Genomic DNA, 15,522 nt, shown 5'->3' with positions numbered 1-15,522 from the left:
TCGGGGACTGGTTCAGCTTATTTTTGGTAAACCTCACCAGCCTTCAAATCGTTCACCCAGGCTCACACCCAGGTGATAAGGGGCATCAGCGGGAACTCCTCCGCATCGCCAGGCAGGGCGGACCGGCTTCACGCCAACCCCCTGCCAAATGTGCGGCGGATAATACCCATATTCGCCTCAATTTCCCAGCTCCGGATCCGATTTAGAGCCTTCGTAGCCCAATAAATGCGCATCCAGCGGCACCGGCGGGCGGCGGTTATTCAGTGTCGCCCACCAGAACACCCAACCCAGAATCTCAAAGTTCTGCTCATGCCGCTGCTCATAGGTCAAAAACTCGTCCGGATGCTCGGCGCTGTTGTGGCTACGCATCCGCAGGCCACCTCCTGGACGGTTGTAGAGGTATTTGATCCGCAGCATTCCGTCGTGCTCTACCGCGTAGATTTCGCCATCGATGATCTGTTTGCGACCACAGTCGATGGCAAGGGTACTTCCGTCCTGGATGATGTCGATCATGCTGTTGCCGACCATGTAGGCCCCGAGCGCCCGCTCCGGGCTTACACCGATGGCTTCAAGGGTGTGCAGGGAGAGGCGGATGCTTTCGGTCGAGGTGAAGGTGGGGTGGAGGGGGATCTCCACGTCGATTTTTACCGGGCCCGAGACCGGGTGGGTGATGTAGTTGCCGCTGGTCTCGCGGGCGATACGGTGGGAGGTGTCTGCATCGGATCCTTCCAGCAGGTAGTTGGCGGGTGGATGTTTGGGGCCTTCGCCTGTGCGCAGCCAACGGCTGGTGACGCACAACAATTCTGCGAACTCGTTGAGCCGGCCCATGGGGACGCCGCGTTTGAACCAGTTGTTTACGTGTTGAGGCGTAACATCGCGGTTCTTGGCGAAGTCGGAAGCGGAAAGATGAACTTCCCGTAATAGCGCTCTTAAGCGATCACCTGATGTATTCATAAACGCAGAGTTTACTGGCCGTAAAATCAGATCAAATAAACCATGCGTTGAGTTGCTGTATGTAGGTGTTTCCTTATCGCAGGACTATTCTGCTAGTTGATTAAGCTAGTTAAACAATTGCTGTAAATATGTTTATTAAAGTAGGCGGATGTTTATATTTTTCCCACAAAAAAAGCCCCGTTTAATCGGGGCTTTTTCAGAGCGAATAGCGGTATCAGCCTTTGTAGGCAGCGACCGACTTCATGATCTCGGCGCGGGCGGCGTCTGCGTTGCCCCAACCGTCGATCTTCACCCATTTGCCTTTTTCGAGGTCTTTGTAGTTCTCGAAGAAGTGTTTGATCTGTTCCAGCAGCAGTGGCGGCAGATCGGTGTATTCCTTCACGTCGACATACAGCTGGGACAGCTTGTCGTGTGGTACTGCGATAACTTTGGCATCGCCGCCGCCGTCGTCAGTCATGTTCAGGATGCCGACCGGGCGGGCGCGGATAACCGAGCCTGGGGTAACCGGGTAAGGGGTCACGACCAGCACGTCGAGGGGGTCACCGTCGTCTGCCAGGGTGTTGGGGATGAAACCGTAGTTGGCCGGGTAGAACATCGGGGTGGCCATGAAACGGTCAACGAACAGGCAGTCGCTGTCTTTGTCGATTTCGTATTTGATCGGCGCGTGGTTGGCCGGAATCTCGATGGCGACGTAGATGTCGTTCGGCAGGTCTTTGCCAGCCGGAATCTTGCTGTAGCTCATTGGGCGTTGCCCCCGTAGTTGGCCATGGAACATGGCCGGATTGGCCTAAAAGTGGCGGCGATTATAGGCATATTCTGACGCCGATGCCATGCGTCAGACGTCGTAGGGCGCTTGGCGTTCCGTCTGATACCGCACGTCGCCGGCCTGCAGTTGGTGCAGGCGCGCCAGGGGATCCTGACGGTAGAAGTGGCTCAGTTGCTCGTACACCTGTGGATAACTGCTGACCAGTAAATCCGGGGCACTGAAGAAATATTCGCTGGTGACGGCAAAGAACTCGGCCGGGTTTTCCGCGGCGTAGGGGTCGATGGCAGTCTCTGCGTCTGGGTTGCGGTCGAGCTGGCGGTTGAGGTCGTCGAAGGCGCTTTGCATGACGCTGGCCCATTCCTGCACGCGCATGTCGTGGTGCAGGGGTGGCAGGCCGTTGGCGTCGCCGTTGAGCATGTCCAGCTTGTGGGCCAGTTCGTGAATGACCAGGTTGTAGCCTTCCCAGTTGCCGCTGGCCAGTACGCCGGGCCACGCAAGGATCACCGGGCCCTGTTGCCAGGCTTCGCCGCTGTGCTCGCCGTCCCACTCGTGCTCCACGCCGCTGGCGTCGCGATGGCGCTGCGGGCTGAGGAAGTCGTCGGGGTACAGCACGATCTCGTGGAAGCCCTGGTACCAGTCGAGGTCGCCAAGGTTCATCAGCGGCAGCTGTGCCTGGGCGGCGAGCAGCAGGCGCTGTTCCTGGTGCAGTTCGACGCCGGGCAGGGCGGTGAGGTGTTTTTCGGCGAGGAACACCACGCAGGCTTCCCGCAGCCACTGGTCTTGCTCGGCAGTGATGCCGTCGAGGAACGTCAGGTGATGGCGCACCCGCTGCCACGTTTCATCGGCAATCGGGTGCTTGGCCAGCAGGCGCCGGCGACGCCAGGCGCTGAGGGACCACATCGCAGGTTACTGCGGCTTGGCTTCGGTGGAATTGCGGCCAAAGCGGCTGCGGAACACACCGATGATCATCGGTACCAGCGACAGCAGGATGATGAACACCACCAGCAGCGACAGGTTTTTCTTGATGAACGGCACGTTGCCGAAGAAGTAGCCCAGGGTTACCAGGCCGCCGACCCACAGGACGGTGCCGAACACGCTGAAACCGAAGAAGCGCGGGTAAGGCATTTTCGCGATACCGGCGACGAACGGCGCAAACGTGCGCAGGATCGGCAGGAAGCGCGCCAGGGTCACGGTTTTGCCGCCGTGCTTGTCGTAGAAGTCGTGGGTTTTTTGCAGGTAGTCGCGGCGGAAGATCTTCGAGTTGGGGTTGCTGAACAAGCGTTCCCCGGCCGTTCGTCCGATCACGTAGTTGGTACTGTCACCCAGGATGGCCGCGAGCATAAGCAGGCCGCCCAGCAATATCGGGTCCATGCCGCCGCCCGCTGCAACAGCGCCGGCGATGAACAGTAAGGAATCACCCGGCAGAAACGGCATGACCACCAGGCCGGTTTCGCAAAAGATAACCAGGAACAGAATGGCGTAGATCCACACTCCGTAGTTTCTCACCAGCATGTCGAGGTACACGTCGAGATGCAGGATAAGGTCGAGCGGGTTGAAATCCATGGAGGGCACCTGTGTGAATGGCCTGGCTCAGCGGGCCTGTGCGGAGGCTTCGGGTAATAAGGGCTACAAGGTAGTGGCGTATTTCTTACGACCCTGAAAGGTCCGCATTATACGGATAGAGTTGTGAAAAGCGTGCTGGTTTTGTAGCGGGGAATGTCGCGAAAGCGATCTGATTGTAGACACAGCGTCAGTGTGGGAGGGGGCTCCCACAACAGATGTATGAGGTTTGGTTAATAGTTGTCAGTCATCGCTGATCGCAAGCACGTAGTTCTTGAACTCGGTGTCTTCCCGAAAACCGATGGACTCATAGGTTTTCTGCGCCACCTGGTTGTCACTGCTGGTGGACACACGCAGGCGCACGGCTTGAGTTTCCTTGGCCATCTTCTTCGCGGTACGCATCAGGTTGTCGGCCACCAACTGCCGGCGTGCGTCTTCGGCGACGTAGATGTCGTTGAGGATCCACACCCGCTTGAGGGACAACGATGAAAAGCTTGGATACAGCTGGCAAAAGCCAAGCAGTTTCTTGTCGTCATCGTCGGCCAGCGCCAGGTAGATCACGGACTCCTTGCGGCGCAGGCGTTTTTCCAGGAAGGCGCGGCTCGAATCAGGAAACGGCAGCGCGCCGTAAAACTCGCGGTATTTGACGAAAAGCGGGGTCAACAGGTCCAGGTGTTCCAGGGTCGCTTGAGTAATCCGCATGCCAGGCCTCAACTTCCAAATGGGGTATGACCACACAAGCGGCCGTGTCTCGATGCTGCCTAAAGCAGAGAAAAAGCGCAATCGTGCAGGGATCAGTCCTTCGGTGGGCTGAGCAGGAAGTTTCCTTTCATCAGGTCGGGATCATCCGAATCGAGGGTTTGTACCTGCGCTTCATCCTTGAGGTTGACCCCCGACAACTGCCGGCGACAGGCCTCCCGCATCAAGTAAAGCAGGCGGTGAGCGGCCATGCCGTAGCTCAAGCCTTCCAGGCGCACATTGGAGATGCAGTTGCGGTAGGCGTCAGTGAGTCCGACCTTGGGGTTGTAGGTGAAATACAGCCCCAGGCTGTCCGGCGAGCTGAGCCCCGGCCGCTCGCCGATCAGGATCACTACCATTTTTGCCCCGAGCAACTGGCCGACTTCATCCGCGACGGCGACACGGCCCTGTTCCACCAGAATCACCGGTGACAGCGACCAGCCTTCAGCGTCGGTTTGTTCCTCCATGCGTGTAAGAAACGGCAACGTATGTTTATGCACCGCCAGGGCCGACAAGCCATCGGCCACCACCACCGCCAGGTCCACGCCGCCGGGGTTGGCTTCGGCATAGTCCCGCAGGGCCTGGACGGATTCATCACTGAGGCGGCGCCCAAGGTCCGGGCGTTGCAGGTAGCTGTGGCGGTCGACGGCGGCGCTGTGCAGCAACAGGCTGTCGCGGCCGCGCTCCGCCAGTTGGCTGCTGAGTCCTGCATGATCAAACGGCAGGTGTACCGCGTCGCGGGCCTGGGCATGGGCGAACTGGAAATCCAGCTGCGCGCCGGTAGGCATGCTGGTGCCGGTGCGGCCCAGGGCAATCCGCGCCGGGGTCAGGCGCCGCAGCTCAAGCCACGGGTTGTCCACGTTGTTTTCCGGGGTGTCGATGTGCACGGGCGGTTCCTTCTTCATCCCAGTTGCGCCAAGGCGTGGCGGAATGCCGGTGGCAGGCTGTTGCCGAAGTGCACCTTGCCGTCGGCTTGCGTGAAGATGCCCATTTTCGCCAGCCACTGTTCAAACTCCGGTGCCGGCTTTAACCCCAATGTTTGGCGGGCGTACAGCGCGTCGTGAAATGAAGTGGTCTGGTAGTTGAGCATGATGTCGTCGGAGCCCGGGATGCCCATGATGAAGTTGATCCCGGCCACGCCCAGCAGGGTGAGCAGGGTGTCCATGTCGTCCTGGTCGGCTTCGGCATGGTTGGTGTAGCAGATGTCGCACCCCATGGGCACGCCCAGCAGCTTGCCGCAGAAGTGGTCTTCGAGGCCGGCGCGGATGATCTGCTTGCCGTTGTACAGGTACTCGGGGCCGATAAATCCTACGACCGTGTTCACCAAAAACGGCTTGAAATGCCGGGCGACGGCATAGGCGCGGGTTTCGCAGGTTTGCTGGTCGACGCCAAAGTGTGCGTTGGCCGACAAGGCGCTGCCCTGGCCGGTTTCGAAATACATCAGGTTTTGCCCGAGGGTGCCGCGATTAAGGCTCAGGCCCGCGTCGTAGCCTTCCTGCAGCACGCTCAGGCTGATGCCGAAGCTGGCATTGGCCGCCTCGGTGCCGGCGATCGACTGGAACACCAGGTCCAGCGGCACGCCACGGTTGATGGCTTCGATGGAGGTGGTGACGTGGGTCAGCACGCAGGCCTGGGTCGGGATTTCATAACGCTGGATGATCGCGTCGAGCATTTCCAGCATCGCGCAGATCGAGGCGATGCTGTCGGTGGCCGGGTTGATGCCGATCATGGCGTCGCCGTTGCCGTAGAGCAGGCCGTCAAGAATGCTCGCGGCGATACCGGCCGGCTCATCGGTGGGATGGTTGGGCTGCAGGCGGGTGGACAGGCGCCCGCGCAGGCCCATCGTGCCGCGGAACTGTGTGACGACGCGGATTTTCTGCGCCACCAGTACCAGATCCTGCACGCGCATGATCTTCGACACGGCGGCGGCCATTTCCGGTGTCAGCCCGGGCGCCAGGGCGCGCAGGCTCTGTTCGTCGGCCGCGTCGCTGAGCAGCCAATCCCGCAAACCCCCGACGGTCAGGTGGCTGACCACGGAAAACGCTTGTTTATCGTGGGTGTCGATAATCAGCCGGGTGACTTCGTCGCTTTCGTACGGGATCAACACTTCTTCGAGAAAGTGCTTCAACGGAATGTTGGCCAGGGCCATTTGCGCCGCGACCCGCTCGCCATCGTTCTGGGCGGCAACACCCGCCAAAAAATCCCCGGAGCGGGCCGGGCTGGCCTTGGCCATCACGTCCTTGAGGCTGTCGAAGCGGTAGGTCAATGCACCGACCGCGTGGGAAAAGCTTGCCATACAGAGTCTCCTTTTCGGCGCGGGCGGAATGTGAGTAAAGCGCCCGCGCCGAGGTTTACGGCGTTTAGTGCAAGGCGGCCTCTGCGGCCTGGATCGCCGCAAATTCTTCTTCCGGCGTGCCTGCTACCAAGTGATGCCGACTGTAGAAAGCAAAGTAAGCAATTAATACTCCATAGATGATCGCGGCGCCAATCACCACGCGCGGATCCACCAGAAAGCCCGCCACAACAGCGATGCAGGCCAGTACCAGGGCGACGCCCGAGGTGAAGATGCCGCCCGGAGTACGGTAAGGGCGGTCCATTTTGGGGCGGCGGATGCGCAAGGTGATGTGCGCGGCCATCATCAGCACGTAGGAAATGGTCGCGCCGAATACGGCGACCAGGATCAGCAAATCGCCTTGGCCGGTCAGCGACAGGCCGAACCCGATGATGCCGGGGATCACCAGGGCCAGTACCGGTGCCTTGCTTTTGTTGGTCTGCGACAGCTTGCGCGGCAGGTAGCCGGCGCGGGAGAGGGCGAAGATCTGCCGGGAGTAGGCGTAGATGATCGAGAAGAAGCTCGCGATCAGCCCGGCCAGGCCCACCAGATTGACGAAGTGGCCCATCCACGTGGAGCCGCCGTAGGCTTTGGACAAGGCTTCCACCAGGGGATTGCCCGATGCCATCAGCGCGTAGGCGCCAGCACCGCCGGGGGCGATTACCAAAATCAGCAGGGCGAAGCTGGTCAGCACCACAATGGCGCCGATCAGGCCGCGGGGCAGGTCGCGTTTGGGGTTCTTGGTTTCTTCAGCGGCCAGTGGCACACCTTCGACGGCCAAAAAGAACCAGATCGCATAGGGAATCGCCGCCCACACGCCGACATAACCGAAGGGCAGGAAAGAGCTGGCGCCCTTGGCCTCGGTCACCGGGATGTCCAGCAGGTTGGCGACACTGAAGTGCGGCACCATCGACACCAGGAACACACCCAGGGCAATCGCGGCGACGGCGGTAATCACAAACATCAGCTTCAGCGCTTCACCCACGCCGAAGATGTGGATGCCGATAAAGATGATGTAGAACGCCAGGTAGATCATCCAGCCGCCAATGCCGAACAGCGACTCGCAATAGGCGCCGATAAACACCGCGATGGCGGCGGGGGCGATGGCGTATTCGATAAGGATCGCGGTGCCGGTGAGGAACCCGCCCCAGGGGCCGAACGCGCTGCGGGCAAAGCCGTAGCCGCCGCCGGCGGTAGGGATCATGGAAGACAGTTCGGCCAGGGAGAAACACATGCACAGGTACATGGTGGCCATCAGCAGTGTGGCGAGGAACATACCGCCCCAGCCACCCTGGGCCAGGCCGAAGTTCCAGCCGGCGTAGTCGCCGGAGATGACGTAGGCAACACCGAGACCGACTAATAGTACCCAGCCGGCAGCGCCTTTTTTCAGTTCCCGTTGTTGGAAGTATTCGGTGCCGACCTTTTCAAAGTCGACGGAAGACCCGGACGCCGGAGCGCCATTCGGTTCGCTGGGCATGATGGAATCCCTTTCTTATTGTTTTATCCCGGCTTACTTAAGTAAGCCGAATGAGTAGCAAGGTCTTGTGAAGATCAAGTGTGGGAGCGGGCTTGCTCGCGAATGCGGTAGTCAGTTGAAAACTCAGTAACTGATACACCGCATTCGCGAGCAAGCCCGCTCCCACATTTTTATTGCATTTCAAATGTGGGAGCGGGTTGTCAGTTAGAAGAAGCCCAGCGGGTTGATGTCGTAGCTCACCAGCAGGTTTTTGGTCTGCTGATAGTGATCAAGCATCATCTTGTGAGTCTCACGGCCCACACCGGACTTCTTGTAACCACCGAACGCGGCATGCGCCGGGTACAGGTGGTAGCAGTTGGTCCATACACGCCCGGCCTTGATCGCCCGGCCCATGCGGTACGCGCGGTTGATGTCGCGGGTCCACAGGCCGGCACCCAGGCCGAACTCGGTGTCGTTGGCAATCGCCAGGGCTTCGGCTTCATCCTTGAACGTGGTGATGCTCACCACAGGGCCAAAGATTTCTTCCTGGAACACCCGCATCTTGTTGGTGCCCTTGAGCAGGGTTGGCTGGATGTAATAGCCGGTGGCCAGATCGCCGGTCAGCTTCTCGACCTTGCCACCAGTCAGCAGCTCGGCGCCTTCGCCCTTGGCGATTTCGAGGTAGGACAAAATCTTGTCGAACTGCTGCTCGGACGCCTGGGCGCCGACCATGGTGTCGGTGTCCAGCGGGTCGCCACGTTTGATCGACTCGACCTTCTTCATCACCACTTTCATGAAGTCGTCGTAGATCGACTCTTCCACCAGCGCGCGGGAAGGGCAGGTGCACACTTCGCCCTGGTTGAAGAACGCCAGCACCAAACCTTCGGCGGCCTTCTCGATGAATTGCGGTTCGGCTTTCATGATGTCGGCGAAGAAGATGTTCGGCGACTTGCCGCCCAGCTCAACGGTGGACGGAATGATGTTCTCGGCGGCCGCGTGCATGATGTGCGAGCCCACTGGCGTGGAGCCGGTGAAGGCGATCTTGGCGATGCGCTTGCTGGTGGCCAGGGCTTCGCCGGCTTCTTTGCCGTAGCCGTGCACCACGTTCAGCACGCCCGGCGGCAGCAGGTCGCCGATCAGTTCCATCAGCACGTTGATGCCCAGCGGGGTTTGCTCGGCAGGCTTGAGCACCACGCAGTTACCGGCGGCCAGGGCTGGCGCGAGTTTCCAGGCGGCCATCAGCAGCGGGAAGTTCCACGGGATGATCTGGCCGACCACGCCCAGCGGTTCGTGGAAGTGGTAAGCGGCGGTGTGTTCGTTGATCTCGGCGCTGCTGCCTTCCTGGGCGCGGATGCAGCCGGCGAAGTAGCGGAAGTGATCCGCGGCCAGCGGGATGTCGGCGTTCAGGGTTTCGCGCACGGCCTTGCCGTTGTCCCAGGTTTCGGTGATGGCCAGCAGTTCGAGGTTCTGTTCGATGCGGTCGGCGATTTTCAGCAGTACCAGCGAGCGGTCCTGGGCCGAGGTCTTGCCCCAGGCGTCAGCGGCGGCGTGGGCGGCGTCCAGGGCCTTGTCGATATCCTTGGCAGTGGAGCGCGGGAATTCGGCGATGGGCTTGCCGTTGACCGGCGAGGTGTTGGTGAAATAGTTGCCATCGACCGGCGCGACAAACTCACCGCCGATGTAGTTGCCGTACTTGGCCTTGAACGAAACGATCGCGCCTTCAGTACCGGGGTGTGCGTAACGCATGGTGGGTATCTCCTGGCTTTTTGTGTTTATTGGAGGACGCACGGTTGTGCTTGTTAAAGCGTAGAGCAAAGGTCGGGCCAGTGCCTCGTAGAGCCTGTAAATCAAGGGTTTAGAGGTTGTTGCAAACCGTTGCTGTGGCAAGCTTGGTACAGCCTGGGTGACAGTTTGTGCCATAAGCGGTACAGCCTGTGACCGGTGGGTCTGCCCGGGATTGCATTGGTCGGGAGGCTGGAGGATGCTGGGCACTCGCGCGCGGTGTACTTCACGCAGGGAGAATAATAAGAACATGCAAAACGATCATTTCAGTCGCCATGCCCAACAAGTCCTGACGGTCACCCGTGGGCAGGACCCGCTGCATGGCCCCGGCAGCGATCCGTCCATCGCCCGCTCCTGGCTGCGTTGTCTTGAGGACTATCACCTCGACCCCGCATTGACCATCGCGCCCACGGTGCTCGAACATGGCCGCCTGCTGGAAAGCCGCGAACGCCTGCAACAAGTGCTGAGCATCGCCGGCAATGAAATGAACAGCCTGCATCAACAGCTCTCCGGCGCCGGCCATGCGGTGCTGCTGACCGACGCCCGCGGGGTGATCCTCAACTGCGTCACCGCCTCCAGCGAGCGCAAGATCTTCGAGGGTGCCGGGCTGTGGCTGGGTGCCGATTGGAGCGAGGCCTGCGAAGGCACCAACGGCATCGGCACCTGCCTGGTGGAGCGCCAGTCCCTGACGATTCATCGCGATGAACATTTTCGTGGCCGACATACCGGCCTGACCTGCTCGGCCAGCCCGGTGTTCGACCCTCATGGCGAACTGCTGGCGGTGCTGGATGTGTCCTCGGCCCGGGAGGCGGTGTCGCGCCAGAGCCAGTTCCACACCATGGCGCTGGTCAATCTTTCGGCGAAGATGATAGAGAGCTGTTACTTCCTGCGCCATTTTGAGCACCACTGGTTGCTGCGCTTTCATTTGCAGGCAGAGTCTGTGGGCCTGTTCAGCGAAGGGCTGCTGGCGTTCGATGGTGAAGGGCGCATTTGCGCGGTTAACCAGAGTGCGCTGAACCTGCTCGGGCAAATCCGTGGCGGGTTGTTGGGGCAGCCGGTCGAGGCGTTTTTCGATTGTTCGCTCGATGAGTTGCTCGGGCGTGCCAGCGCGAACGCCAGCGCCAGTTGGCCCCTGCGTACCCGCGATGGCCGTGGCTTGTTCGCGGTGTTGCGCGGCCAGCCACGCAGCGTACCGGTGCCGGTGGCCCACGCCTTGCCGGAGCGGCCGCGATTGCCGGGCATTTGCCTTGGAGACGCGGCGCTGCAAAACGATTTCCGCAGAGCCTTGCGGGTGTTCGAGCGTGATGTGCCTTTGCTGATCCAGGGGGAAACCGGGTCTGGCAAAGAGGCGTTTGCCAAGGCCGTGCACCATGCAAGCCTGCGCGCAGATAAAGCCTTTGTGGCCCTCAACTGCGCAGCCATCCCGGAAAGCCTCATCGAAAGCGAGCTGTTCGGTTATCGCGGCGGCAGTTTTACCGGCGCCCGCAAGGAAGGCATGCGCGGCAAGCTGCAGCAGGCAGATGGTGGCACGTTGTTTCTGGATGAAATCGGCGATATGCCGCTGGCTTTGCAAACCCGGCTATTAAGGGTGCTTGAAGACCGCTTGGTAGTGCCCATCGGCGGTGAACCGCAAGCGGTTGACGTCAGAATTATCAGCGCTACCCACCGTAATCTGCTTGATCGGGTGCAGGACGGTAGTTTTCGTGAAGACCTGTATTACCGGCTCAATGGCCTGGAAGTGGCCTTGCCGCCGTTGCGCGAGCGCAGTGACAAATTGCAGCTGCTGGACTTCCTGCTGGCCGAAGAAGCGGGAAATCAGGCGGTGCAGCTTGACGGCGAGGCCCGCCAGGCCCTGTTGGCGTTCGCGTGGCCGGGCAACGTGCGGCAGTTGCGCACGGTGTTGCGCACCCTCGCCGCACTGTGTGAGGACGGGCGGGTGAGGCTTGATGACCTGCCTGCACAGATTCGTGCCGTGCAAACCGTGCCGGTGGTGGTGAGTGAACCGGCAAACTCATTGCTGGATGCTGCCGAGCGCCAGGCATTGCTGGCAACATTGGTGCAGCAACGCTGGCATATGACGCACGTGGCGACCGTGCTTGGAGTCAGTAGAAATACGCTTTATAGAAAGTTACGTAAGTATGGTATAGCGCGTCAGGTTTAATGATGACGTTAACTGTTCTGACTGTGAGTGATCAATCTGTGTTGTGAGCGACTGTGCGTTAAATAATTGGCGTCGCACCGTATTAATGTTTTGTCATGTATTTTTGTGCGTAGGTGACTGTCTTCTGGAACGTTCATTATCTGTTTAGTTACTAAGTTGGCGGTTATCGATTTTCTCGATAACTCGCTGATAGCGCTTATGCGTAAATAGTAACAACAAGTGAGATAATAACCATGAACATTACTAGATCTCGGCCCACCACGGTCAATATACCTCCAGTGAATACACCACCGGTCACGCGCAATGGCGGTGTAACGCCTCCGGTAGTACGTCCCGGCGGCCAGGGCAACACCCCTCCAAAAGCTCCCCAACCTAAACCCCGGTTAGGGAAAAATCCGGCCACAGAAACCCCCACACCCCAACCCAAGCCCGAGAAAACCAATACCTTTCAAACGCTGACACAACAAAAATTGATGAACCAAGGGTCTGCCAACCGGCCGTTCAAGCCTCAGGCCAGCGCAGATCCTAAAGATATGGCACAGGTGACTCAAAACCTGATGGTTGCTGATCGCCTGGTCAAGGCTAAGGTGTTCGACACCTCGCCCCAGGCTGCGACGGTAGCCCGCGACGCCTTTGTCAGTGCGGGTGTAAGCGGATTGGTCAGTGCTCCCCTGAGTATTGGTACCTACGCAGGCTCGGTTTGGTCTGGCGAGACAATCAAGGCGCAGTTTACAAACAATACGCCACTGCTCCCTCCGGCTCACCAGCCGGCTCCAAGCACGCAGGTGCCTGCCGCGAAAACCGACGGGACAACATCGGTCGTCGCCACGCAGGACACCGACACGGGTGCCACGACCGCGCGCTTGGGCCTGGCCGAGTTGCGCATGGAAGTCATTGCCAACAATATTATGGCAATGCGTCAAGGAACGAATGCTCCGGCACTTAAAATGAGCGACTCCTCGTCGCGTACGCCAAGCGAGCGCCTGGAAACGCTTGAGGCCTTGTATAAAACTGCGGAGGAACAGCTTAAAAAACTGGCGGACGAAAACGACATGGTATTCCGGCCTTACATTGCCACTCCCGCAGACGGCACCGATGACAAAGGCCGTCTGGATGTTATTGATAAAAAATTCGACGCATTAAACAAGTTCATAGGGAAGTTGTTGCACATGGGAACGCTGTCATTACCGGCAGAGTCTGCCGAAACAAAAGTCGTGTGACATAACCCCGCGTAAACTTTCGAGTCATGGATGATGCTCAATCAAATTGGCGATGGGTCCGATGCCATGCATGCATCCTGTGGCACCGGACTTATCGAATATTCCCCTACGCTCTGACAAACAATGGCGGCTACCCCCCAAGGCCTGCGTGCTACAGCTAAAGAGTGCGATTTTCCCTTCCCTGCGCTAACCTGCCTCGATGTTTTACGAGGTCGACTATGCACATTCATATTCTCGGTATTTGCGGCACGTTCATGGGCTCCATGGCGGTGCTCGCCAAAGAACTGGGCCATCATGTTACTGGCTCCGATGCCAACGTTTACCCACCCATGAGCACGCAACTGCAGGCCCAGGGCATTGAGCTGACCCAAGGTTATGACCCGGCGCAATTCGACCCGGTCCCGGACCTTGTCGTGATCGGCAATGCCATGGTGCGCGGTAACCCGGCAGTCGAATATGTACTGAATAAAGGTTTGCCGTACGTGTCTGGCCCGCAATGGCTGGCCGATCATGTGTTGCAAGGCCGTTGGGTACTCGCCGTTGCCGGTACCCATGGCAAGACCACTACCAGCAGCATGCTGGCCTGGGTGCTGGAGCATGCGGGCATGAGCCCGGGCTTCCTGATTGGTGGCGTGCCGCAGAATTTCTCGGTGTCGGCGCGCCTCGGCGACACCCCGTTTTTTGTCATCGAGGCCGATGAGTACGACAGCGCGTTCTTCGACAAACGCTCCAAGTTCGTTCACTACCGCCCGCGTACGGCGATCCTGAACAACCTGGAGTTCGATCACGCGGACATCTTCCCTGATCTGGCGGCCATCGAGCGGCAGTTCCACCACTTGGTGCGCACCATTCCCAGCGAAGGCCTGGTGATTCACCCCACCACCGAGCCTGCCCTGCAGCGAGTTATCGAGATGGGCTGCTGGACCCCGGTACAAACCACCGGTGCTGGCGGCCAATGGCAGGTCAAGCTGCTGAGCGAAGATGGCTCCAAATTTGAAGTACTGTTCGAAGGCGTCGCCCAAGGCATCGTCGATTGGGACATGACCGGCCAGCACAACGTCGCCAATGCCTTGGTCACCCTGGCGGCTGCGCGGCATGTCGGCGTGGTGCCGTCCATGGGCATTGCGGCCTTGAGCGCGTTCAAAAGCGTCAAGCGCCGGATGGAAAAGGTCGCCGAAGTGAATGGGATTACCATCTATGACGACTTTGCCCACCACCCGACGGCCATCGCCACTACCCTGGATGGCTTGCGCAAGCGTGTGGGTGATGCCCAGGTGATCGCGATTATCGAGCCGCGCTCCAACTCCATGAAGCTGGGCGCCCACCGTGATGGTTTGCCGGAAAGCGTCAACGATGCCGACCAAGTTGTGTGGTACGCGCCGGCCAACCTCGGTTGGGACCTGCCTGCCATCGCCGCGTTGTGCACGGTGCCGTCGATTTGCCGCGACTCACTGGAAGGCATTATCGAACACGTGAAACACCAGGCCAGGCCCGGCACTCACGTGGTGATCATGAGCAACGGCGGCTTTGGCGGCCTGCATGGCAAACTCGCCGAGGCCCTGAAGTGAGCGGCCCGGAACGCGTCACCCTGGCGATGACCGGTGCGTCCGGCGCGCCCTATGGCTTGCGCCTGCTGGACTGCCTGGTGCGCGAAGACCGCGAGGTGCACTTCCTGATCTCCAAGGCCGCGCAACTGGTGCTGGCCACCGAGACCGATGTGGCGTTGCCGCCCAAAGTGCAGATGATGCAGGCCTTCCTCACCGAGTACACCGGTGCGGCGGCGGGGCAGATCAAGGTCTATGGCAAGGAAGACTGGATGTCACCGGTGGCGTCGGGCTCCGGTGCGCCGGCCGCGATGGTGGTGGTGCCGTGTTCCACCGGGACCCTGTCGGCGATTGCCACGGGCGCCTGCAACAACCTGATCGAGCGCGCGGCGGACGTGACCTTGAAGGAGCGTCGCCAGTTGATTCTGGTGCCGCGCGAAGCGCCGTATTCGAGCATCCATCTGGAGCACATGCTCAAGCTGTCGAACATGGGCGTGACTATCTTGCCGGCGTCGCCGGGCTTCTATCACCAGCCGCAGACCATCGATGACCTGGTGGACTTTGTGGTGGCGCGGATTCTCAACCTGCTGAACATTCCCCAGGACATGCTGCCGCGCTGGGGCGAGCACCATTTGAGCAGTGATGAATAAACTATTGATGGTGCTGCTGGCGCTGCAACTGACCGGGTGTGCGACTGCGCGAACCCTGGACGCCGCCCAGCCCGGCGCGCCGGTGGTGTATGCCGGCACGCGGCTGGACATGTATGCGATTCAGGGCGGGTGCTGCGCGATGGACCGTTTTGGGGCCGAGGCGCCGAGCTATCCCCATGTCGACCTGCCGGCCAGTGCCTTGCTCGACACGCTGCTGTTGCCGCTGTCGGTGCTGACGGTGCTGGGGGTTGGGTTCAATGCGACGGGCGGGCTTTAGTACTTATCCCAGTATTAACAGAAATCCAATGTGGGAGCGGGCTTGCTCGCGAATGCGGTGGATCAGTCACTGTATCATTGAC

The 15,522-nt window shown here is 59.9% G+C and carries 14 protein-coding genes; 5 read left to right on the top strand and 9 right to left on the bottom strand.

All coding sequences use genetic code 11. The annotated features are described in order from the left end of the window. Positions 1–177 precede the first annotated feature (177 nt). The 9 genes from AC3WKX_RS12455 to exaC form a co-directional block, all read right to left on the bottom strand. A complete protein-coding gene (locus AC3WKX_RS12455) occupies positions 178–954 on the bottom strand; it encodes a LexA family transcriptional regulator (RefSeq protein WP_087692357.1) in 777 nt (258 codons plus the stop codon). Positions 955–1,168: 214 nt separating this feature from the next. Further along, positions 1,169–1,696 carry an inorganic diphosphatase gene (gene ppa / locus AC3WKX_RS12450; protein ID WP_003176323.1) on the bottom strand — a complete coding sequence of 176 codons (528 nt, stop codon included), beginning with the start codon at positions 1,694–1,696 and terminating at the stop codon, positions 1,169–1,171. A 93-nt stretch (positions 1,697–1,789) separates the two neighbouring features. Further along, on the bottom strand, positions 1,790–2,620 hold the full coding sequence (locus tag AC3WKX_RS12445) for a M90 family metallopeptidase (protein ID WP_003219385.1): 831 nt from the start codon (positions 2,618–2,620) through the stop codon (positions 1,790–1,792). Positions 2,621–2,626: 6 nt separating this feature from the next. After that, on the bottom strand, positions 2,627–3,283 hold the full coding sequence (locus AC3WKX_RS12440; protein WP_008436520.1) for a DedA family protein: 657 nt from the start codon (positions 3,281–3,283) through the stop codon (positions 2,627–2,629). A 240-nt stretch (positions 3,284–3,523) separates the two neighbouring features. Beyond that, positions 3,524–3,982 carry a GNAT family N-acetyltransferase gene (locus AC3WKX_RS12435; RefSeq protein ID WP_003219389.1) on the bottom strand — a complete coding sequence of 153 codons (459 nt, stop codon included), beginning with the start codon at positions 3,980–3,982 and terminating at the stop codon, positions 3,524–3,526. Positions 3,983–4,074: 92 nt separating this feature from the next. Beyond that, positions 4,075–4,923 (bottom strand): ethanolamine ammonia-lyase subunit EutC, encoded by an 849-nt coding sequence (gene eutC / locus AC3WKX_RS12430; RefSeq protein WP_102605733.1) that lies wholly within the window; start codon positions 4,921–4,923, stop codon positions 4,075–4,077. Next, positions 4,920–6,314 carry an ethanolamine ammonia-lyase subunit EutB gene (locus AC3WKX_RS12425; RefSeq protein ID WP_003219393.1) on the bottom strand — a complete coding sequence of 465 codons (1,395 nt, stop codon included), beginning with the start codon at positions 6,312–6,314 and terminating at the stop codon, positions 4,920–4,922. Before AC3WKX_RS12425 ends, eutC begins: the two co-directional genes overlap by 4 nt. 64 nt (positions 6,315–6,378) lie before the next feature. After that, positions 6,379–7,827, bottom strand: coding sequence for an ethanolamine permease (gene eat / locus AC3WKX_RS12420; RefSeq protein ID WP_003219395.1), 1,449 nt, complete (start codon positions 7,825–7,827; stop codon positions 6,379–6,381). A 204-nt stretch (positions 7,828–8,031) separates the two neighbouring features. Continuing rightward, positions 8,032–9,552, bottom strand: coding sequence for an acetaldehyde dehydrogenase ExaC (gene exaC, locus AC3WKX_RS12415; RefSeq protein ID WP_003219398.1), 1,521 nt, complete (start codon positions 9,550–9,552; stop codon positions 8,032–8,034). Positions 9,553–9,838: 286 nt separating this feature from the next. Between exaC and AC3WKX_RS12410 the strand changes: the two genes are divergently transcribed. The 5 genes from AC3WKX_RS12410 (at position 9,839) to AC3WKX_RS12390 (ending at position 15,440) form a co-directional block, all read left to right on the top strand. After that, the gene (locus AC3WKX_RS12410; RefSeq protein WP_102605732.1) at positions 9,839–11,749 is read left to right on the top strand and encodes a sigma-54-dependent Fis family transcriptional regulator; all 1,911 of its coding nucleotides are present in this window, start codon (positions 9,839–9,841) and stop codon (positions 11,747–11,749) included. Between the two features lie 233 nt (positions 11,750–11,982). Beyond that, the gene (locus AC3WKX_RS12405) at positions 11,983–12,969 is read left to right on the top strand and encodes a hypothetical protein (RefSeq protein WP_256349582.1); all 987 of its coding nucleotides are present in this window, start codon (positions 11,983–11,985) and stop codon (positions 12,967–12,969) included. 218 nt (positions 12,970–13,187) lie between these two features. Further along, a complete protein-coding gene (mpl, locus tag AC3WKX_RS12400; protein ID WP_003219401.1) occupies positions 13,188–14,537 on the top strand; it encodes a UDP-N-acetylmuramate:L-alanyl-gamma-D-glutamyl-meso-diaminopimelate ligase in 1,350 nt (449 codons plus the stop codon). Next, on the top strand, positions 14,534–15,163 hold the full coding sequence (gene ubiX, locus AC3WKX_RS12395; protein WP_003219402.1) for a flavin prenyltransferase UbiX: 630 nt from the start codon (positions 14,534–14,536) through the stop codon (positions 15,161–15,163). Before mpl ends, ubiX begins: the two co-directional genes overlap by 4 nt. Next, a complete protein-coding gene (locus AC3WKX_RS12390; RefSeq protein WP_023659172.1) occupies positions 15,156–15,440 on the top strand; it encodes a YceK/YidQ family lipoprotein in 285 nt (94 codons plus the stop codon). The genes ubiX and AC3WKX_RS12390 overlap by 8 nt, the downstream gene beginning before the upstream one ends. Positions 15,441–15,522 lie beyond the last annotated feature (82 nt).

It is taken from the genome of Pseudomonas sp. GP01-A4 (genome assembly GCF_058780865.1).
This window is presented reverse-complemented; position numbering and strand designations above follow the sequence as displayed.